The 18,513-nt window shown below is 53.2% G+C and carries 16 protein-coding genes; 9 read left to right on the forward strand and 7 right to left on the reverse strand.

The features are described 5' to 3' along the window. Positions 1 to 217 precede the first annotated feature (217 nt). The 3 genes from R6U90_RS11155 to R6U90_RS11165 all read left to right on the forward strand — a co-directional run bounded on the left by R6U90_RS11155 (position 218) and on the right by R6U90_RS11165 (position 3,714). On the forward strand, positions 218 to 1,426 hold the full coding sequence (locus R6U90_RS11155) for a hypothetical protein (protein ID WP_410352769.1): 1,209 nt from the start codon (positions 218 to 220) through the stop codon (positions 1,424 to 1,426). A 168-nt stretch (positions 1,427 to 1,594) separates the two neighbouring features. Continuing rightward, entirely contained in the window at positions 1,595 to 2,020 is a 426-nt protein-coding gene (locus tag R6U90_RS11160; protein ID WP_410352770.1) for a universal stress protein, read from the forward strand. Positions 2,021 to 2,049: 29 nt separating this feature from the next. Beyond that, positions 2,050 to 3,714, forward strand: a complete 1,665-nt coding sequence (locus R6U90_RS11165) for a BCCT family transporter (protein ID WP_410352771.1) — start codon at positions 2,050 to 2,052, stop codon at positions 3,712 to 3,714. A gap of 443 nt (positions 3,715 to 4,157) precedes the next feature. Here the strand turns inward: R6U90_RS11165 and R6U90_RS11170 are convergent, their stop codons facing one another. The 3 genes from R6U90_RS11170 to R6U90_RS11180 form a co-directional block, all read right to left on the reverse strand. Further along, on the reverse strand, positions 4,158 to 4,868 hold the full coding sequence (locus R6U90_RS11170; RefSeq protein WP_410352772.1) for a 3'-5' exonuclease: 711 nt from the start codon (positions 4,866 to 4,868) through the stop codon (positions 4,158 to 4,160). 23 nt (positions 4,869 to 4,891) lie between these two features. Continuing rightward, positions 4,892 to 6,787, reverse strand: coding sequence for a DUF294 nucleotidyltransferase-like domain-containing protein (locus R6U90_RS11175; protein ID WP_410352773.1), 1,896 nt, complete (start codon positions 6,785 to 6,787; stop codon positions 4,892 to 4,894). Between the two features lie 151 nt (positions 6,788 to 6,938). Continuing rightward, positions 6,939 to 7,781, reverse strand: a complete 843-nt coding sequence (locus R6U90_RS11180; RefSeq protein ID WP_410352774.1) for a mechanosensitive ion channel family protein — start codon at positions 7,779 to 7,781, stop codon at positions 6,939 to 6,941. 219 nt (positions 7,782 to 8,000) lie between these two features. Here R6U90_RS11180 and R6U90_RS11185 point away from each other — a divergent pair, with 219 nt between their 5' ends. The 4 genes from R6U90_RS11185 to R6U90_RS11200 are packed head-to-tail and all read left to right on the forward strand — an operon-like array spanning position 8,001 to position 13,171. Then, the gene (locus R6U90_RS11185) at positions 8,001 to 8,144 is read left to right on the forward strand and encodes a hypothetical protein (protein ID WP_410352775.1); all 144 of its coding nucleotides are present in this window, start codon (positions 8,001 to 8,003) and stop codon (positions 8,142 to 8,144) included. A 48-nt stretch (positions 8,145 to 8,192) separates the two neighbouring features. Continuing rightward, positions 8,193 to 9,266 carry an HlyD family secretion protein gene (locus tag R6U90_RS11190; protein WP_410352776.1) on the forward strand — a complete coding sequence of 358 codons (1,074 nt, stop codon included), beginning with the start codon at positions 8,193 to 8,195 and terminating at the stop codon, positions 9,264 to 9,266. Further along, entirely contained in the window at positions 9,263 to 12,046 is a 2,784-nt protein-coding gene (gene rbbA, locus R6U90_RS11195) for a ribosome-associated ATPase/putative transporter RbbA (RefSeq protein WP_410352777.1), read from the forward strand. Before R6U90_RS11190 ends, rbbA begins: the two co-directional genes overlap by 4 nt. Next, positions 12,047 to 13,171, forward strand: a complete 1,125-nt coding sequence (locus R6U90_RS11200) for an ABC transporter permease (RefSeq protein ID WP_410352778.1) — start codon at positions 12,047 to 12,049, stop codon at positions 13,169 to 13,171. Positions 13,172 to 13,230: 59 nt separating this feature from the next. Here R6U90_RS11200 and R6U90_RS11205 read toward each other — a convergent pair whose 3' ends face one another. Continuing rightward, the gene (locus tag R6U90_RS11205; RefSeq protein ID WP_410352779.1) at positions 13,231 to 14,157 is read right to left on the reverse strand and encodes a DMT family transporter; all 927 of its coding nucleotides are present in this window, start codon (positions 14,155 to 14,157) and stop codon (positions 13,231 to 13,233) included. A 134-nt stretch (positions 14,158 to 14,291) separates the two neighbouring features. Between R6U90_RS11205 and R6U90_RS11210 the strand changes: the two genes are divergently transcribed. Then, positions 14,292 to 15,047: an SDR family oxidoreductase gene (locus R6U90_RS11210; protein WP_410352780.1), complete on the forward strand. Its 756-nt coding sequence runs from the start codon at positions 14,292 to 14,294 to the stop codon at positions 15,045 to 15,047. 29 nt (positions 15,048 to 15,076) lie between these two features. Here R6U90_RS11210 and ligD (R6U90_RS11215) read toward each other — a convergent pair whose 3' ends face one another. Genes ligD (R6U90_RS11215) through R6U90_RS11225 form a run of 3 tightly spaced genes read right to left on the reverse strand, consistent with a single transcriptional unit; the run spans position 15,077 to position 17,612 of the window. Further along, on the reverse strand, positions 15,077 to 15,991 hold the full coding sequence (ligD, locus tag R6U90_RS11215; RefSeq protein ID WP_410352781.1) for a non-homologous end-joining DNA ligase: 915 nt from the start codon (positions 15,989 to 15,991) through the stop codon (positions 15,077 to 15,079). Continuing rightward, positions 15,991 to 17,007 carry a non-homologous end-joining DNA ligase gene (ligD, locus tag R6U90_RS11220; protein WP_410352782.1) on the reverse strand — a complete coding sequence of 339 codons (1,017 nt, stop codon included), beginning with the start codon at positions 17,005 to 17,007 and terminating at the stop codon, positions 15,991 to 15,993. The genes ligD (R6U90_RS11215) and ligD (R6U90_RS11220) overlap by 1 nt, the downstream gene beginning before the upstream one ends. Next, positions 17,007 to 17,612 carry a DNA polymerase ligase N-terminal domain-containing protein gene (locus R6U90_RS11225; RefSeq protein WP_410352783.1) on the reverse strand — a complete coding sequence of 202 codons (606 nt, stop codon included), beginning with the start codon at positions 17,610 to 17,612 and terminating at the stop codon, positions 17,007 to 17,009. Before R6U90_RS11225 ends, ligD (R6U90_RS11220) begins: the two co-directional genes overlap by 1 nt. Before the next feature lie 262 nt (positions 17,613 to 17,874). Here R6U90_RS11225 and R6U90_RS11230 point away from each other — a divergent pair, with 262 nt between their 5' ends. After that, on the forward strand, positions 17,875 to 18,474 hold the full coding sequence (locus R6U90_RS11230; RefSeq protein WP_410352784.1) for a hypothetical protein: 600 nt from the start codon (positions 17,875 to 17,877) through the stop codon (positions 18,472 to 18,474). Positions 18,475 to 18,513: the final 39 nt, after the last annotated feature.

Below are 18,513 nucleotides of genomic sequence, written 5' to 3' on the forward strand. Positions count from 1 at the left end.
GCAGTTGCCTATCGAGGATCTGGAATCAGCGATGAATAACGCCCAGGAAACCTCGTATGAAGAGGCCGTTACAAAGTATATTGAGGAGAATGAAGACCGCATAGAGTACTGGATTAGCGGCGAGCTTTGATCTTTATCGCTGGTAGCAAACTGAACCTGCCCGGCAACCGGCAGGTATCACAAACAAGTTGTTGCTATTTCGAAGGAGTGAACCAGCATGAAAATAACCACCCTTTTACAGTCCCACTCTCGTGCTCTAATTACCGGAAGTTCCGCTCTCGCTTTACTGTTTAGTATCCCATTAACCCAGGCCACGGCCAGCGATAAAATCCAGTTTGGTAATCTGACCGTTGGCGGTGCCATGCGGGCCAACTATACGGTCGGTGATTATCCGGCGGATGATGATGGTGCCGCCTCAAGAGCCTGGGAAGATGACGGTAACTTCAATCTCGACACCTTCCGCGTCAATATGGACTATGCCAACGGCCCGTATGTCGGCAAGCTGGAGTATCGCTGGTACAACGGGTACAACTTCCTGCATACCGGCTGGCTGGGTTATAACTTTGACGATGACAGCCAGCTCCAGGTGGGGGTGAACCGCGTTCCCTTCGGTCCCGGCCCCTACGGCGTATCGCAGAGCTGGTTTTTCGATCAGCATTACTATGTCGGCCTGTCGGACGACATGGATATGGGCGTGAAATACAGCAAATCCGGCGGCAACTGGCAATGGGACTTTGGCTATTACTATGCCGATGAGGGAGCTTATCGGGGCTCAACGGCAGACAGCGCCCGTTATTCCTATGATGTCGTCAATGAAGATGGCAGCGGTTACGAGGAACGCAATCAGGTCAATGTGCGCGGGATTTACAGCATGCCCGATGCTGATGTGCCGACCGATATCGGTTTCTCTTTGCAGGTTGGTGAGCTGGAAAGTAACGGGCCGCAGGAGGATGGCGATCATTATGCCGCCTCGGTACACATGATCAATATCTGGGGCAAGTTCAAGCTGGCCACCCAGTTGACACGTTACAAGTACGATGTTGACGCGGCCCAGCCGCTGGGAACGGACAAGCGGGTTCAGTTTGGCGCCTATGACTTCCCCAGTACTGCGGCGGCTGAAGCCTGGATTCCGGCTGTTTCCCTGAGTTATACCTATACCACGGATGGCGTTGACTGGCTGGACTATGTCGTGCCCTACGTGGAATACAGCTCCATCATGAAAGATGAAAGCGGCTTCAATGACAGTGACCTGTTCATGCTGGGCGCGGCCTGGGCCCATGATGGCTGGTATATCTATACCGACCTGGCCTATTCCAACGGTAACGAGTTTGTCGGTGGTGATGCGACCTATGAAGACCGTCTGGGGGCCAACGCCGATGACCAGTGGCAGACCCGCTTCAATATCAACTTCGGCTACTATTTCTGAAGTTACCCCGTCTTGCCAGGGAGGTTAATTCCCTGGCTTGCCGGAGCCATTGAGTGGCCCCTGTCTCAGGGAGAGTGAGACTGCTTTACAGAGAGCAGTTCAAAACCACAATGATAAAAGCTGTTTAGCACGAAGCGATTCGTGTAACCATAATAAGGAGCCCCTTTCATGTTTAAAACAATAATGGTGCCGGTGGATCTTGCGCATCTGGGTGCGCTGGAAAAGCCACTCACTGTCGCGGCCGATCTGGCCCGTCATTACGAGGCGAAACTTTGCTATGTTGGCGTGACCACCTCGCAACCCAGTTCCGTGGCGCATACCCCCGAGGAGTATGCTCAAAAACTCAAAGCCTTTGCCCATGAACATGCTCCGGATAACGGGCAGGAACCTTCTGCGCATGTCTATAACAGCCATGATCCGGTGGCCGATCTGGACGATATTCTGGTCAAGGCGATTGAGGAAATCGGTGCCGATCTGGTTGTCATGGGGACACATTTGCCCAAACATCTCGATGCTATCATGCCGGCCAACGGCAGCAAGATTGCATCGCATAGCGAATCATCCGTATTTCTCGTGCGTCCGGATGCAGCCTGACAACACTTAAATAATAAGGGGAGAGTCTCGTGGACAACAAGCCCGATAATTCTTCGGATTCGAACGAATCAGTTGGCGTGCCGGCCCCCGAGGGTGCGACCAACCTGATCGATACCGATTACCAGATTGGCCAGGACAACTACCAGGCCAATCCGCTTGGGGTGAATATCGATATTCATGGCGCGGTATTTACCGTTTCATCACTGTTAATTCTGGCCTTCGTCATTCTTACACTGGCGTTACCTGAACAGTCGACGGCAATATTCGAGTCGATAAAAAACTGGATCAACACTAACATGACGTGGTTCATGTTACTCGCGGGTAATATTTTCGTTCTGGTTTGCGTGGGATTGATCCTGTCGCCCCTGGGCAAGGTTCGAATCGGTGGTGAAAAAGCGACGCCGGATTTTTCCAGGATCTCATGGTTTTCCATGCTGTTCGCCGCCGGTATGGGTATCGGCCTGATGTTTTACGGCGTGTCCGAGCCGCTGACTCACTATGCAACCGCCCTGGGTGGTACCAGCGTGGGTGAGGGTGGCGCCCGTACTGACTGGGCGCCGCTGGGTGCGGCGGCCGGCGATCCTGCCGGGGCCACCAACCTGGCCATGGCAGCCACCATTTTCCACTGGGGGCTGCATCCCTGGGCGGTTTACGCCATCGTGGCGTTGTCGCTGGCGATCTTTTCCTATAACAAAGGTCTGCCGCTGACCATTCGCTCCATTTTCTATCCGATACTCGGGGAGCGTATCTGGGGCTGGCCGGGACATCTCATCGACATCCTGGCGGTTTTTGCGACCCTGTTTGGTCTGGCGACCTCCCTGGGAATCGGCGCGCAGCAGGCCGCATCCGGTCTGAGTCACCTGTTTGGCATCAGCGGGGGGGACACGACGCTGGTTCTGCTGATTACCGGCATCACTGCTGTGGCGATAGTCTCCATTGTTCTCGGTGTGGACAAGGGGGTAAAACGACTTTCCGAGCTCAACATGGTACTGGCGTTTTTGCTGTTGGTGTTCGTGGTGTTTGTCGGTCCGACGTTGATGATTGTCACCGGCTTTTTCAAAAATATTCTCGTCTACCTGGGCGAGTTGCCGTTTCTGGGCAATCCGTTCGGGCGTGAGGATGCGAACTTCAGCCAGGGCTGGACGACCTTCTACTGGGCCTGGTGGATCAGCTGGTCACCGTTCGTGGGCATGTTTATCGCCCGTGTCAGCCGCGGTCGGTCCGTCCGTGAGTTTCTGGTGTCGGTGCTGCTTATTCCTTCTATCGTATCGATATTCTGGATGACAGCGTTCGGCTCCACGGCCATCAAGCAATTTCAGGAAGGCTTTGAAGGCGCCGCGTCTGCCGATCTTTCACTGCAGTTGTTTATGGTGCTGGGTGAGATGCCACTGGCCGATATCACGTCATTTATTGGTATCGTGCTGGTGATTGTCTTCTTTATCACTTCTTCGGACTCGGGATCACTGGTGATCGATACTATTACGGCCGGCGGCAAGATTGACGCCCCCAAACCGCAGCGTGTGTTCTGGGGCATTATTGAAGGCGCCATCGCCATTGCCCTGTTACTTGGGGGCGGGCTTGCGGCACTGCAGGCTATAGCGGTATCTGCGGGATTACCGTTTACCCTGATACTACTGGCTGGCTGTTACGCCATTATCAAGGGACTGATGAGCGAACCACGAACCGTAACCTGACCGGGTGGCTGTGTTTAACGGAAAAGGCGGCTTCGGCCGTCTTTTTTATTGGCAGAGGCCTGTGAACGTCATTCATTAACTCTCGCAGAGACGGTTTTTTAGCTGGTGTTGAATTGTGTAGCTCTTGCCTGGAAATCCTGCGTGACGCAGTGCTAAATAGCTGTTCCGAATACCAGTCCAGTGAGATTGCTTCGTCACGTTGTTCCTCGCAATGACCTCTCTATTTTCAGTCATCCTATGCTTGCATCAAGCTCGGGGAATAGGATATTGCTGGTGAGCCAGGAGAGGGGAAGAGAAGCCGCTTGTGTCATGAGTCGTTGGAGACTGTTCGCAATGGTGGCTGACTCTCTCCGCCCTTACCGATTCCGGACAGTTCATTGGGGCGTTGCGAGCGAAGCGAAGCAATATCTTGAACAAAGTGATCGGGTATTCGGAACGTTTATTTAGACCCATAACTCGGATACCGGCGTTTCGGGACTGAAGTGCCGGGCCACCTGCGCCTGAAACAACTCGGCGGTAGCCATGGCATCCACCTTGGCATGATGGGATGAGTAATCCGGCAAGCCATAGCGGTGGCGGCTGTTAGCCAACCGGATAGAGGTGGGCTGGCTGCCAAAAAAGTGCCTGAAACGTTGCCAGTAGCCCTGGCGCTCCCTGCGTGCTTCAAGTTCCATGGTATCAATCATGGGAAACAGGCAATGTTCACCGCGTCTGGCGATTACCGCTGCATCAAGAAACGACCTCTCGATATTGCGATAATGGACAACAATAAGATGGCCGGTAAGCTGTTCCAGAATATCGTCCAGCACCGCATCGAAAGACGGGGCGCCCTGGACTTCCGAGTGAGTAATGCGATGAAACGTAACAGACTCTTCCCTTAGAGATTCGGATGGTTTAACAACCCAGTAGTGTCCCCGGGCCGGGCGAATAATACGCAGATTAAACGGCACCATACCAATGCTGACAATGTCGTGTTTGCGGGGGTCCATTCCCGTGGTCTCAAAATCGAGCGCAATCAACGGGACCTCTGAAATCGGCGTATCATCGTCGGGTAATCCGGCGGCATAAAATTTCTGCAGGGCCGGGGTTTTGCAGGCCGTTGCCTGTTGCGCAAAGTATTCCTGCCAGCCTGGTAATGTTGGGGAACGTTTCATGATAGTAGAGATAAATTTGTGTATCAGGGACTGGGATAACGAAAACGGAGGAACTTCTGGGCGTTGCTGACAATTTGAAAGGCGTCTTTCAAATTATGCCGTTCGGTATCCGAGACATTTTCCGGTTCAATAGAGTTATCGACGGGTTGATCATGTTTGATGTCGTAGGCCTGGTGACGCAGGCGAACGAGAGACAAAAACTCCAGCGCATAGCGCAGTTTGTCGGTCTGCCCGGCAGGCAAGGCGCCGGCATGCTCGATATCGTCGAGTCTTTCGAAACTGTTTTGTGCGCGCGAACCGACGCCCAGCGCATGAACGCGTATCACGTCATTCAGAGGGGCAACACCCCGACGTTTGATATTTATGGTGTTGTTGTGCCTGCCATCCTTCTCCAGAACAAACGTACGGAAAAGTCCGAGCGGAGGCGTCCGGCTGAGTGCGTTACGGGCCAATGCGGCGAGAAACAGCGGGCTTTGGCTGGCATGCATGGCAATCAAGTCCTGAAGTTCCTCGACAAACCGTTCCTTGCCATAAATCGGGTCCAGATCAAAGAAAATCGAACTGTGTAAAAGACGCTGCGGATCCGGTTTGGCAATCCATTCTTCGAAATATTGCTTCCATTTTGAGAGGGGCTTTCGCCAGTCATTGTTGGTCGCCATGATTCCGCCCTTGCAATAAGGATAGCCACACGCATTAAGACCGTCGCTGACACGTTGAGCCAGTTCCTTGAAGTAGGCGTCATGCTGTGCCGGATCAAAGGTGTCATGCAATATCATAGCATTATCCTGATCGGTGATAATAGACTGGTCATTACGCGCCAATGAACCGTGTACCATAAAGCAGTAGGGGACAGGAGGAGGACCCATTTCCGCTTCGGCAAGCTCAATGATACGGCGCATCAAACTACGACCGATACTCGACATGGCATTACCAATCATCTGGGAAGAGGCGCCTTCCTCTACGAGCCGGACAAAAGCGGTGCGTATGTCAGGTGTCAGACGCGCCAGTGCATTAATTGATGGCCGGTTAAAAATGTTGCTCACCAGGTAGACACTGTTATTGGTCTCGTAACGTACAATATCGGAAAGGTGAACCAGGCCCACAGGACGCCGCCGGTGCAGTACTGGAAGACGCTGTATATTGTTGCGTAACATGGTCAGCATGGCTTCGTTGACGGACTCGTCGGACTGAATCGTAATAAGCTCTCCTTCACAAACGTCGGCTACCGGCGTTTGTGCCGACTCTCCCCTCGCCAGAATTCGCGCGCGCAAGGTTTTATCAGTGAGGATGCCGGTAAGACGCCATTGACGATCATCGTTATCGGCGAAGGTGTTATCCGCCTCTTCATCGCTGGCCGGGGTGAGCACCAGCAGAGCAGAGACATCATTGTCAGTCATAAGCCGGGCCGCTTCCTGTACCGAAGCGGTATTTTCGACCATTACCGGAAGTCGAGTAATCAGGCGACGGATGCGGGTGATTGTCATGTCGTTATCACGCTGAATTTGCTCGACCGTGCTCTTGAGGCGGGAGCCTGACAATTCGACGAAATCAGCAAAGTTACCATCTTCCTCGCATAAACGATCGAACACTGTTTCCGGGATAAGGTATAACAATGTGTCTTCGATGGCTGTGGCAGAGAGAAGCACGCGTCGGTTACGTAACAGACTGAATTGACCGAATATATCGCCTTCACCGAGTCTGTTATGCAGCTCACCGTTATAGCGATAGATTTCTACAGCTCCGCTGCGGATATACGCGAGCGTATGGATAGGTTCGCCACGCTCCAGGATCGCCGAACCGGCCTGGTAGTAAGCAATTTCCACCGAAGCGGCAACTTCGTCCAGTAAATCCTCGCTCAAACCGTCAAAAGGAGGAAAAAGGGTGAGATGATCGCGAATTTCCCTGACTTCCGCTTCCATATTATTACCTTCCTGAAGATTTAAGGTTGTACGGTGAACAGGTAGTGACAGGCTCAGCATAATACAGTTCAACCTGTGTAGTGTCAGTCAAACCGGTAAGTAGCGTATACCGTGCTGTATAAACAACCGGAATCGGTCTCGGTGACCGGCATTATCCTCCGTTATGCTGGTAGACGTGTATATCCCGCTGCGGGAAAGGTATGCTGATACCCTCCAGATCAAAGGCTGCTTTGACCTTTTCGGTCAATTCGAATTTCAATGGCCAGTAGTCCTCTGCGTTAACCCAGCTCCGCGCCGTAAGATCGACGGAATTGTCCCCCAGGTTACTCAAAAGTACCTGAGGCTCCGGGTCTGAAAAAATCCGCTCATCATTATTCAGGATACTTATAATAATCTCACGGGCCTGATCGATATTGTCGCCATAACCAATGTTGAATACGAAATCCAGACGGCGTGTTGCCTCAGCAGAGTAATTGGTGATAATTCCGTTAGACACGCTCCCGTTAGGCACGATAATGCGGACATTATCCGGTGTGGTCAGAATGGTATTAAAAACCTGAATGTCGGTGACCGTGCCGCTAACGCCCTGGGAGGTAATGTAGTCGCCGACTTTGTAAGGTCGAAACATCAGAATCAGCGCACCGCCGGCAAAGTTCGCCAGACTGCCCTGCAGGGCCAGACCCACGGCCAGACCGGCGGCGCCGAGCACAGCGATAAACGAGGTGGTTGCAATCCCCACCATGGAGGCGACGCTGATAAAAAGCAGGATTTTTAAACCGATACCGACCAGGCTTTGCAGAAAACGTGACAGCGTGGGCTCGACCTTGCTACGTTCCATACCTCTGGCCATAACCCTGACCAGTCGCCTGATCAGCCACAGTCCGATAATGAGGACGACAATGGCCAGCACGAGTTGCGGACCAAACTGCAGCAATAATCCAAGGCTCGTGTCTGTATAGCTTGAGAGTTTATCCGGACTGAAGAGTTTGTCCATTAACCTGGCTCCTTAACCTGGGTGACCGTGGTGGTCTCAGTGAGATGGTCATGCACAGAAGTTGACGCTGTGCAAATAAGTGTACTTTTCTGCATTATGATTATAAATAGTAGGCGATAAATTGGCAGGAAAAAAGCAGGATTGCCTGCCGGCAATCTGTCGAGTTTGGCATGCCGGATTTATCCTTGATTGATATGAGTTGAAGGTGATAAAACAGTTATGCAACGTCTGATGTTGCATCTTCTCGCAGAAGGTTTCCGGATGTTTCGAGCGCTGAACCCCGGCGCCTTGCGGGAGCAAAATTATCTCTCTCAGAAGAACCAGCCTGGTGGTGTCGACGATATTGCCGCCATATATTTTTAGTATATGTCAGTCTATGTTGATTGGCTCATCCACGTCAGATTGAAAACAATGACATCGCAACAGCAGAAATGGTTATTTCGTGGCGTCATCCTGGTGGTAGTGGGGATTCTGGCCATTTATGCCTGGCAACGTTATTCGGCGGAGGACGTCCATGACGGTCTGGTCAGCGGGAATGGTCGTATCGAGGCTGTGGAGATTGATGTGGCTGCCAGAACAGCCGGGCGTATCGACGCAATCCTGGTGGAAGAGGGCGAATTCGTTTCGACTGGCCAGGCACTGGCGCGCATGGATACCCGTTCGCTGGAGGCCCGTCATCAGCAGGCCGAGGCGCAGCTGCGCCAGGCCAGGGATGCAGTGACTACCGCGCGTAGTCAGCTTGCCCAGCGTCAGAGTGAAAAAGCGGCGGCCGAAGCGTTGGTGGTCCAGCGCCAGGCGGAACTGACGGCGATGCAAAAGCGTGCCAAACGTATCGCGGATCTGGCACAAAAAGGGGCGGTTTCGGCACAGGAATCGGACGATGCCCGCGCCAATGTTGAAAGCGCCGCCGCGGCATTGAGTGCCGCCCGCGCCCAGGTTGCAGCTACAGAAGCGGCCATTGCTACTGCAGGCAGCCAGATCGACAGTGCCCGGTCCGCGGTAGAGGCGGCGCGCGCAGCAGTGGAACGAATCCAGAGCGACATCGATGACAGTACTCTCGTTGCACCGCGGGATGGGCGGATACAGTTTATCGTCGCCCGTCCCGGCGAAGTGATTGGGGCCGGCGGACGGGTATTGAACCTGGTGGACCTTACTGATGTGTACATGACTTTCTTTTTGCCTACCACCGCGGCGGGGCGTCTGGCAATCGGCGCCGAGGCACGCATCGTGCTCGATGCGGCACCGGACTATGTTATTCCTGCCAATATTTCCTTCGTTGCTGACGTGGCGCAGTTCACTCCCAAGACGGTCGAAACGGCCAGCGTGCGGGAAAAACTGATGTTTCGCGTGCGTGCACGCATACCCCGTGAATTGTTGAATAAATACATCAAACAAGTGAAAACGGGACTGCCTGGCGTCGCCTACGTCCGTCTGGATCCCGGGACACCCTGGCCAGATCATCTGCAGCACAACCTGGTGCAATGAGCGGCAAAGAGAGTGTGCAGCATGCGCCGGGAGCCGATCCCGTTGTGCGTCTGCATGAGGTAGGTTTGCGTTATGGCAAGACACGGGCGCTCGATTCCATCACGCTCGATCTGCCGGCCGGCTGCATGGTGGGTATCATTGGTCCGGACGGAGTGGGCAAGTCGAGTCTGCTCGCGCTCATCGCCGGTGCCAGAAAGCTTCAGACCGGTCGCATCAGGGTCCTGGGCGGCGATATGGCCAGAACCCGACATCGCCGCCAGATCTGTCCGCGCATCGCCTACATGCCACAGGGGCTGGGCAAGAATCTCTACGCTACATTGTCGATGTTCGAGAACATCGACTTTTTTGGGCGGCTGTTCGGTCATGCCAGAGAGGAACGCGAGCACCGCATTGACGAATTATTGCAGGCTACCGGGCTGGCTCCCTTCAGGGATCGTCCGGTCGGAAAACTCTCCGGTGGCATGAAACAGAAACTGGGTTTGTGTTGCGCCCTGATACACGATCCCGACCTGTTGATCCTCGACGAGCCCACTACCGGGGTTGACCCTCTCTCGCGCCGTCAGTTCTGGAAACTGATCGACCGCATTCGCGACAATCATCCCGGTATGAGCGTCCTGGTGGCAACCGCCTACATGGAAGAGGCGGCGCGCTTTGACCACCTGGTGGCAATGAATGCCGGGCAGGTACTGGCGACTGGCATGCCCCAACAACTGCTGCAGAAGACCGGGGCAGATAGCCTAGAACAGGCTTTTATTCAACTGCTACCCGAGGCCGTGCAGGCGGAGTATCAATCGGTGAAGTTGATCCCTCGTGAGGCGGGCGACGAGGAAAAGATCGCTATCCAGGCGCGCGATCTCACCATGCGCTTTGGTGATTTCACGGCTGTCGATCACGTCAGCTTCAGAATCCGGCGGGGCGAAATCTTCGGCTTCATCGGCTCCAATGGTTGCGGCAAGACCACCACCATGAAAATGCTCACCGGTTTGCTGCCCGCCAGCGAAGGCGAGGCATGGTTATTTGGCCATCCGGTGGATCCGCACGATATCGATACCCGTCGCCGGGTGGGTTATATGACCCAGTCCTTCTCCCTCTACGGGGAATTGACGGTGCGCCAGAATCTGGTGCTGCATGCCCGGCTGTTTGGTATGGCGGCGGAAGCGATCAATTCCCGTGTGCGGGAGATGGCCCGCCGTTTCGAGTTAATCCGGAACATGGACGAGTTGCCCGGGGCGCTGCCGCTGGGTGAGCGCCAGCGCCTCTCGCTGGCGGTAGCAATGATTCACAATCCGGAGATATTGATTCTGGATGAGCCGACCTCGGGTGTGGATCCTGTCGCACGCGACTATTTCTGGAATGAATTGATTGAACTTGCACGACGCGACAATGTGACCATCTTTATCTCGACTCATTTTATGAACGAGGCCGAGCGTTGCGATCGCATATCGCTGATGCATGCCGGTAAGGTGCTGGTGACGGATACGCCGTCAGCCATTACACAGGCAACCGACACCGACAACCTCGAGGAAGCCTTTATTCACTACCTGGAAGCCGGGGTCTCCCGCGCAACTTCAGAACCGGAAGTGCTGGATGAGGCAATGCAAAACGAGGAAAGATATACAGCGAAAGGCAAAGAAAAGACTGGCGGTCAATGCCGACGCAGCCTGCGTCGACTGTTCAGTTATACCCGGCGCGAGGGACTGGAGCTGCAACGCGATCCCGTTCGGTTAACCCTGGCAGTGCTGGGCAGTGCCTTGCTGATGCTGGTGCTGGGTTATGGCATCAGCATGGATGTGGAAGATATCAGTTTTGCGGTGCTCGATCACGACCAGAGTACGGTGAGCCGCAATTACACACTCAATCTCTCGGGATCGCGTTACTTCGAGGAACAGCCCTCTCTGCAAAGCTATGCGGAACTGGATCGGCGTATGCGCAATGGTGAGCTCAGCCTGGCCATTGCAATCCCGCCAGGCTTTGCGCGCGACCTGGCGCGTGGCGAACAGGTCGAAATCGGCGCCTGGATTGATGGCAGCATGCCACAACGCGCTGAAATCGCACGCGGTTATGTGCAGGGTATTCATCAGCACTGGATCGCCGGCAGAATGCGCAAGGAGCATGGTAATGCGGCGTTGAGCCAGCCAGCAACGATTGAAACCCGTTTTCGTTACAATCCGGAAGTGAAGAGCCTGCCGGCGATGGTGCCCGCCGTGATCCCGTTATTGTTGATCCTGATCCCGGCGATCCTCAGCGCTCTGGCCGTCGTACGCGAAAAGGAACTGGGCTCCATCGTCAATCTTTATGTCACACCGGTTAGTCGGCTGGAGTTTCTGATCGGCAAGCAGATTCCCTATGTGGCGTTGTCACTGTTCAGTTTTATGTTGTTAACGGTCCTGGCTATTTTTGTTTTTGGCGTGCCTTTCACTGGCAGCCTGCTGACACTGGGGATTGGCGCAGTACTTTACGTAATTGCAACAACGGCTTATGGATTGTTGATTTCCACTTTCGTACGTAGCCAGATCGCTGCGCTGTTTGGTACCGCGATTCTTTCCATGTTGCCGGCGGTTACGCTTTCCGGGATGCTTACTCCGGTTACTTCACTGGAAGGTGTGGGGAGGGTTATTGGCGAAATGTTCCCGACTACCCATTTTATGACTATCGCGCGGGGTACTTTCTCAAAGGGACTGGACTTTGCCGATCTGCAGGCCAGCTTCCTGCCGTTACTCCTGGCTATTCCGGTATTGCTTGGACTCGGCGCGCTGTTATTGAAAAAGCAGGAGCGCTAGATGCAGGCTGCGCACAATATTCTTTACCTGGGGATCAAGGAGCTGCGCAGCCTGGCGCGCGACCCGATCATGCTGATACTGATCGTCTATGCCTTTACTTTCGCAATCTATACTGCCGCGACCGCGATTCCCGAGATTCTTAACAAGGCACCTATCGCCGTGGTCGACGAGGATCGTTCGCCGCTGTCACAGCGCATTACTGACAGTTTTTATCCACCCTATTTCCTGCCGCCTATCATGATCGACGCGGCGAAAATGGATTCACGCATGGATGCCGGGCTCGACACCTTCGCTTTGCATATTCCTGCCGGATTTCAGCGCGATGTGCTGGCCGGGCACCATCCCGCGCTACAACTCAACGTCGATGCTACCCGCATGAGCCAGGCTTTTATCGGCACCGGCTATGTCCAGGCCATCGTCAGCGGTGAGATAAATACCTTCGTGCAGGACTATCGCGATACGGTCGATATGCCGGTGGAGCTGGCACTGCGGGCCCGTTTCAACCCCGAGCTGAACGACGCCTGGTTCGGCGCAATTGTCGAATTGATAGGTAACATCACCATGCTGGCAATTGTGTTGACCGGCGCCGCGTTAATCCGCGAGCGTGAACACGGCACGGTTGAACATCTGCTCGCCATGCCGGTTACGCCCTTTGAGATAATGACCGCCAAGGTCTGGGCAATGATGCTGGTGGTGTTGATCGCCTCGGGCTTTGCCCTGCAGGTGTTGATACGCGGTATACTGGCCGTACCCATTGAAGGATCGCTCGGGTTATTTTTATTCGGTACAGCCCTGCACCTGTTTGCCACAACTTCCATGGGCATCTTCCTTGGCACCGTGGCCCGCTCCATGCCCCAGCTTGGACTGTTACTGTTCCTGGTGCTGTTGCCACTGGAGATGTTGTCGGGCGGTACCACCCCGCGTGAGAGTATGCCCGAGATCGTGCGGACCATTATGCTGGCAGCGCCCAACACGCATTTTGTCTCTCTTTCCCAGGCTATATTGTTCCGCGGTGCCGGTTTGAACGTGGTCTGGCCGCAACTGCTGGCCCTGATCGTCATCGGCGGCGCTCTGTTTGCCTTTTCCCTGGCGCGGTTTCGCAAAACCCTGGGAACCATGACCTGAACATCACCTTTCTTTCGTTGCTCATACCGGGCAATACTCACAGGTCGGGAAGGTGGAGATTACCTTGGCGGCAACACCCGGATCGTAGGCCGGCGAAAGCCCAGCCGGTAAACCAGCAATACACCCAGAGCGGCCACGACCAGTCCAATCACGTCGGTCAGTATCAGTCGATCGCCAAAGGCGGCCCAGGCCATCAGCATAGTCACCGGTGGGCTGAGATAGAACAGGCTGGCTACGCGGGTTGCGTCGTGGCGGACCAGCAGTCGCCACATGCTCCAGTAGGCGCCCAGCGATACCACCAGAATCAACCAGCTCATCGTGGCAATAAACGGCAGGGTCCAGTCGGTGGCAAAATCCTCAACCAACCAGGCCGGCAGCAGCAGGAACAGCGCTGTGGCCGCGCTTTGATAAAATAGCGTGGTGTCGTCGCCCGGCCGGGGCGCCTGGCTGTGTTTCTCACGGCGTCGTTGCAACAGGCTCGCCACGGTGATCGCCACCACTGAACCGAAGGGGATCAGATAAGCCAGTATTCCGATGGAGGTGTCCTGGGATATCCGGGCGACCACGGCAATCAGCACACCACAAAAGCCGAGGATCAATCCCAGCCACTGCCAGGCATCGGTCCGTTCGCCCAGCACCGGGCCTGACAGGGCGCCGGTCAGCAGCGGCTGCAATGCTGTGACCAGTGCGACGATTCCGGCCGGTACCCCCATATCAAGCGAAACCAGCACGCAGGCAAGCCAGACGCCATGCGCGAGTATGCCGACTGTTGCCGTATAACCGGCCTCCTGGTGGCCAGGCCAGCTGAGTCGACCGTGCAGGCCAAGCCATAGTCCCAGCAACACGGTTAAAATCAGATAACGCCAGAATAACAGGGTCCAGGGACCGGCAAACGGTAAACCGTATTCGGCACCGATGAAACCCGAATTCCACAGCAGCACGAACAGCAGCTCAAGTCCAAAAAGGCGCAATATCATTTGTTTCATAAAGCGAATAACCTGAACATCAGTGAGGGGTATGTAATTAAAAGATCGCATTGCAATCAGAATGATTGTCGCACTAGAGTAAGTCTCATTAATGCACGAGACAATGAAAATTTTAAAACAAGTGGACTATGATAATGAATATTCTGATCACCGGTGGCGCCCAGGGTATTGGCAAAGGTCTGGCAGACTATTTTCTGAGGCAAAAGCATAATGTCGTTATCACAGATATTGATGAAGAGGCCATGGCCGCCTGTCGCGAGGAGTATGCGCAATTTACAAATCAGCTGCTTGTCCAGCGCTGCGATACCAGCAGGGAAGCTGAAGTACGCGACGCAGTGTTGGCTATGGGCGATCAGTTCGGACAAATCGATGCGCTGGTGAATAACGCGGCGATTGCCGATCCAGAGACCGGCCCAATCGAAGAGCTGGAACTGGTCCAATGGGAACGGCGACTGCAGGTGAACCTGACAGGTTATTTCCTGGTGGCCAAGCATACGATTCCGGCACTGCGCCAAACCCGGGGAAGTATTGTTAATATCGCCTCGACCCGCGCGCTTCAATCCGAGCCCCATACCGAAGCATATGCCGCCAGCAAGGGTGGCGTGGTGGCTTTCACCCATGCATTGGCGGTGAGCCTAGGACCGGTTATCCGGGTCAACTGCATCAGTCCGGGCTGGATCGCGACCGAAGAGTGGCAAGCGCCTTCGCGTCGTAAGACACCGGAACTCAGTAAAAGTGATCGTCACCAGCATCCGGTTGGCCGGGTTGGATTTCCTGCTGACATTGCAGCGATGACCGATTATCTGATCAGTGACGCAGCAGGGTTTATTACCGGACAGGATTTTGTCGTTGACGGAGGAATGAGTCGCAAGATGATCTATGAAGAATGACAGGATAAAGGGGCTGTGAGACTGTATTATCACAGGTCTGTGGTATCGGGATCGGGTCGTTTGCTCAGGCTGACTGCATGGCGTCGAATATCCTTCCAGGGATCATCCCGCTGTCCGAGGCGCCGGCGGATATTTTTCAGGTGATAGCTCTGTGGCCCTGGATTGCTGTCATTGATTTCGTCCCAGTCCAGTGGTGTTGCAACGGGCGCAAGGGGCTTATCCCGAACTGAGTAGGGAAGGACCGAGGTCTGGCCATAGGCATTGCGCATTACATCCAGATAGATGCGCTTACCGCGATGCGCCTTGCGCTGTTCGGTGGTTAATTCGTTCGGGTAGTTCTCGGCCAGGCGTTTCGACATAATTTTGGCATAATCGCGGACTGTGTCAAATTGCGTGTCAGGTTTCAGCGGGACTATGACATGCAGGCCTCGTGAACCCGTGGTCATGACAAATGCGGTCATTCCCAGTGCCTCCATAAGTCCACGTACGTATCCGGCAGCCCGGCATACCGGAGAAAAGTCATCGCCGTACGGATCCAGGTCGAATACCAGTTTATCGGGGTACTCCAGCGCGGAATTGCAAGATAGCCAGCCATGGAAAGTGATAACTGCCTGGTTTGCCAGATACAGGAGGCTGGCCTTGTCATTGCAAACAGGATGTAAAATGGATTTACGTTTATCATTAGCCAGTGGGGTCCTGGCCTGGCCAAGCCAGTCAGGAAAATAGTCACTGAACTCCTGTTGAATAAAACCCTCTTCTTGAATGCCTTCGGGATAGCGTTGCAGAGTCAGTGGGCGTTCGCGCATATGCGGCAACATGATGCTGGATATGTCATGGTAATAATCTATCAAGTTACCTTTTGTGATCTCCTTTTCAGGAAATAAAACCTTGTCACGGTTTGAGATTGTGATCTTTTTGTTACCGTAGGATATCTTTTTACTCATCAGTCAGAGACCGATTCGGGTTTCTCGCGCACGACATCTTCAGGGTTTTTATCGTTACGCAGGCCAACATAGCGTGGGTGACGTAGCCGCCCGTCACTGGTCCATTCGGTGAATCCGATTTCTGCCACCATCTCGGGGTTAACCCAATGAACATTCTTTTCGTACGCTTTCTTTTCTTCCGCGAATGGACAGGTGCGAGTTTCCTGTTTTTTTAGTTTTTTCTTGAGATCGCTCAGGGTTTTATCATCAAAACCCGTGCCTACTTTTCCCGCATAATGCAAGCGCTTGTTTTCATAATATCCCACCAGTAAGGCGCCGAAACCATGTCGGGAACCAGAGGGATCGGTGAAACCACCTATAACCATCTCCTGTTGTTGAATGCATTTGAATTTTAACCATCTTTCAGAACGTGAGTGTACATAACTGCTTTCGGCGTCCTTGGCAATAATACCTTCCCAGCCTTTTTTACATGCCTCTTTGTGAAAATCTTTCCCGGTTTCGTTACGATGAGGAGTATAGCGCAGGCCATCAGAAAATCTGATTGCCTGTTTAAGCAGGCTTTTTCTGACACGTAAAGGTAAATTGGTGAGGTCGTATCCATCGAGAAACAGAATGTCAAACAGGTAAAAATAAACCTTGATGTTGCTTTGGCGGGCTTGACGCGCGCTACTGAACTTCATTCGCTGCTGTAGTCGCGAGAAGCTGGTAAGTTTACCGGAAAAAGTGACGATTTCACCATCAATGACCATTGGGCTCTTCTGTTTATTCAGTTGGTCGATAATCTCGGGGTAGGTAGCGTTAAGTTCTTTCTTGTTACGCGACAGCAACCTGACTTTTTCAGAGTCAATGAATGCAAGTGCTCGTTCTCCGTCAAGCTTACGTTCATACAGCCATTTCTTGTGGGAAAAGTAATTGTTTGTCAATGTCGCAAGCATTGGAGAAGTCCAGCCGGGCTGTTTTGTCGCCTTGATTTTTTCCTTTTGTGTTTTAGTTAGACTTGCAAGTAATTTGTTCATCAGGAGTGTTTTCCCGGAGGTTTCTGTTCAGTAATATCATCCAGTGTTCGTCCTGTTTTGACGGACTCGGGCTCTGTACTGGTCGGTTTGCGGCGCGCATCTGCATACTTATCATCCATCTTGATGATTAACCATTGGGATTTTTTGCCGCCGCGTATTCTTTTCAGAGCATAGCCACCCTGCAGTTTCTTGCCTGAGAGCCATACCTCGATCAAGCCACTATCGAGCGACTCCTCCATACTGCTACGCTCTTCATTGGCTCCTTTATCGGCGCGCAGGTTTTTGTAGGTGCCGCGATCCCATATCAGAACAGTGCCGCCGCCATACTCATTCTCTGGGATAACACCTTCGAAGTCGGCATAGGCCAAGGGATGATTTTCGGTACGTATCGCCAGCCGTTTTTCATGCGGGTCGGTAGACAGCCCCCTGGGAACTGCCCAGGAGAGCAGAACACCGTTAACCTCCAGGCGAAAGTCATAGTGCAGATGACTGGCGTCGTGCTCCTGGATTACAAAGCATCGACCGTTACGCTTTCTGGTCCTGCCCCCGGGTTCTGGTGTGCTCCGGAAGTCGCGTTTCTTTTTATAAGTATCCAGTTTTCCCATAATGCTACGCTCATCGGGTTACACTTATCGCAATCTGACAATCAATATACTGGTCCGGATAACCCGAAATAAAAACCGTTCTTTAATAAAGTCAGCTGACCCGGCGAGACCTTTTTCCTATGTGTAGATACAATTTCAGATGATTATCATTTAGATAATAGCAGGCGTTTTCTGTTTTTCATGCCTCTATGCCGTAAAAATTGTGACATAAACATCTATTATCCTTGAGCTGTCTTGTAACTGACTGCCAGGGAAGCGCCGTATGCGACATGCTCTGCTAATATTTCTTATGTGCAGTCTGACGATGCCGGTATTGTCGGGGGAGTTGATCGAGTATCACGCAGATAAAATTGATGGTTATTTTGTTTTGCATCTGGATATGCGGATCAAGGTAAACACCCGTCAGGTCAATTCCGTATTGATGGACTTTGATAAGATGCCAGAGGTTGACGATACTGTGGTCGAAAGTCGACTGATCGAAAGGGCTGGTGATAAGCATAAGATATATTTCGCCAGTGAAGCCTGTGTGTGGATATTCTGCGAGAGAATCGAACAGACTGCCCTGGTCACAGAAATGGGGCAGGGATACATTATGTCCAACACTATTGTCGAGGAAAGTGATCTGCGGTATGGAAGGAGCTTGTGGCGTCTCATCGATGAAGGCAATATAACGCGGGTAATCTATAATGCGGAATATATTCCCGATTTCTGGTTGCCGCCCTTGATCGGATCTTCTCTGGCCAGAGAAAAGATGCTGAGTGAGGGACTGAAGACTATCAATGGCCTGGAACGGGTTATTTCGCGTCAAAAGACAGCCAGAAACTCGATGAGTACACCAGTCGGCCAGCGAAATAACCTATAACCGTGGCACACGGTTAGTCTGTTAGCCGCCACTGTTTCG

This window comes from Thiohalophilus sp. (assembly GCF_046483665.1).
GTDB lineage: Bacteria > Pseudomonadota > Gammaproteobacteria > UBA6429 > Thiohalophilaceae > Thiohalophilus.

Excerpts from the sequence above, each read along its gene's own strand:
- R6U90_RS11155 (WP_410352769.1), top strand. The coding sequence starts at position 218 with ATGAAAATAACCACCCTTTTACAGTCCCACTCTCGTGCTCTAATTACC.
- R6U90_RS11160 (WP_410352770.1), top strand. The coding sequence starts at position 1,595 with ATGTTTAAAACAATAATGGTGCCGGTGGATCTTGCGCATCTGGGTGCG.
- R6U90_RS11170 (WP_410352772.1), bottom strand. The coding sequence starts at position 4,868 with ATGAAACGTTCCCCAACATTACCAGGCTGGCAGGAATACTTTGCGCAA.
- R6U90_RS11175 (WP_410352773.1), bottom strand. The coding sequence starts at position 6,787 with ATGGAAGCGGAAGTCAGGGAAATTCGCGATCATCTCACCCTTTTTCCT.
- R6U90_RS11180 (WP_410352774.1), bottom strand. The coding sequence starts at position 7,781 with ATGGACAAACTCTTCAGTCCGGATAAACTCTCAAGCTATACAGACACG.
- R6U90_RS11185 (WP_410352775.1), top strand. The coding sequence starts at position 8,001 with ATGCAACGTCTGATGTTGCATCTTCTCGCAGAAGGTTTCCGGATGTTT.
- R6U90_RS11190 (WP_410352776.1), top strand. The coding sequence starts at position 8,193 with ATGACATCGCAACAGCAGAAATGGTTATTTCGTGGCGTCATCCTGGTG.
- rbbA (WP_410352777.1), top strand. The coding sequence starts at position 9,263 with ATGAGCGGCAAAGAGAGTGTGCAGCATGCGCCGGGAGCCGATCCCGTT.
- R6U90_RS11200 (WP_410352778.1), top strand. The coding sequence starts at position 12,047 with ATGCAGGCTGCGCACAATATTCTTTACCTGGGGATCAAGGAGCTGCGC.
- R6U90_RS11205 (WP_410352779.1), bottom strand. The coding sequence starts at position 14,157 with ATGAAACAAATGATATTGCGCCTTTTTGGACTTGAGCTGCTGTTCGTG.
- R6U90_RS11210 (WP_410352780.1), top strand. The coding sequence starts at position 14,292 with ATGAATATTCTGATCACCGGTGGCGCCCAGGGTATTGGCAAAGGTCTG.
- ligD (WP_410352781.1), bottom strand. The coding sequence starts at position 15,991 with ATGAGTAAAAAGATATCCTACGGTAACAAAAAGATCACAATCTCAAAC.
- ligD (WP_410352782.1), bottom strand. The coding sequence starts at position 17,007 with ATGAACAAATTACTTGCAAGTCTAACTAAAACACAAAAGGAAAAAATC.
- R6U90_RS11225 (WP_410352783.1), bottom strand. The coding sequence starts at position 17,612 with ATGGGAAAACTGGATACTTATAAAAAGAAACGCGACTTCCGGAGCACA.
- R6U90_RS11230 (WP_410352784.1), top strand. The coding sequence starts at position 17,875 with ATGCGACATGCTCTGCTAATATTTCTTATGTGCAGTCTGACGATGCCG.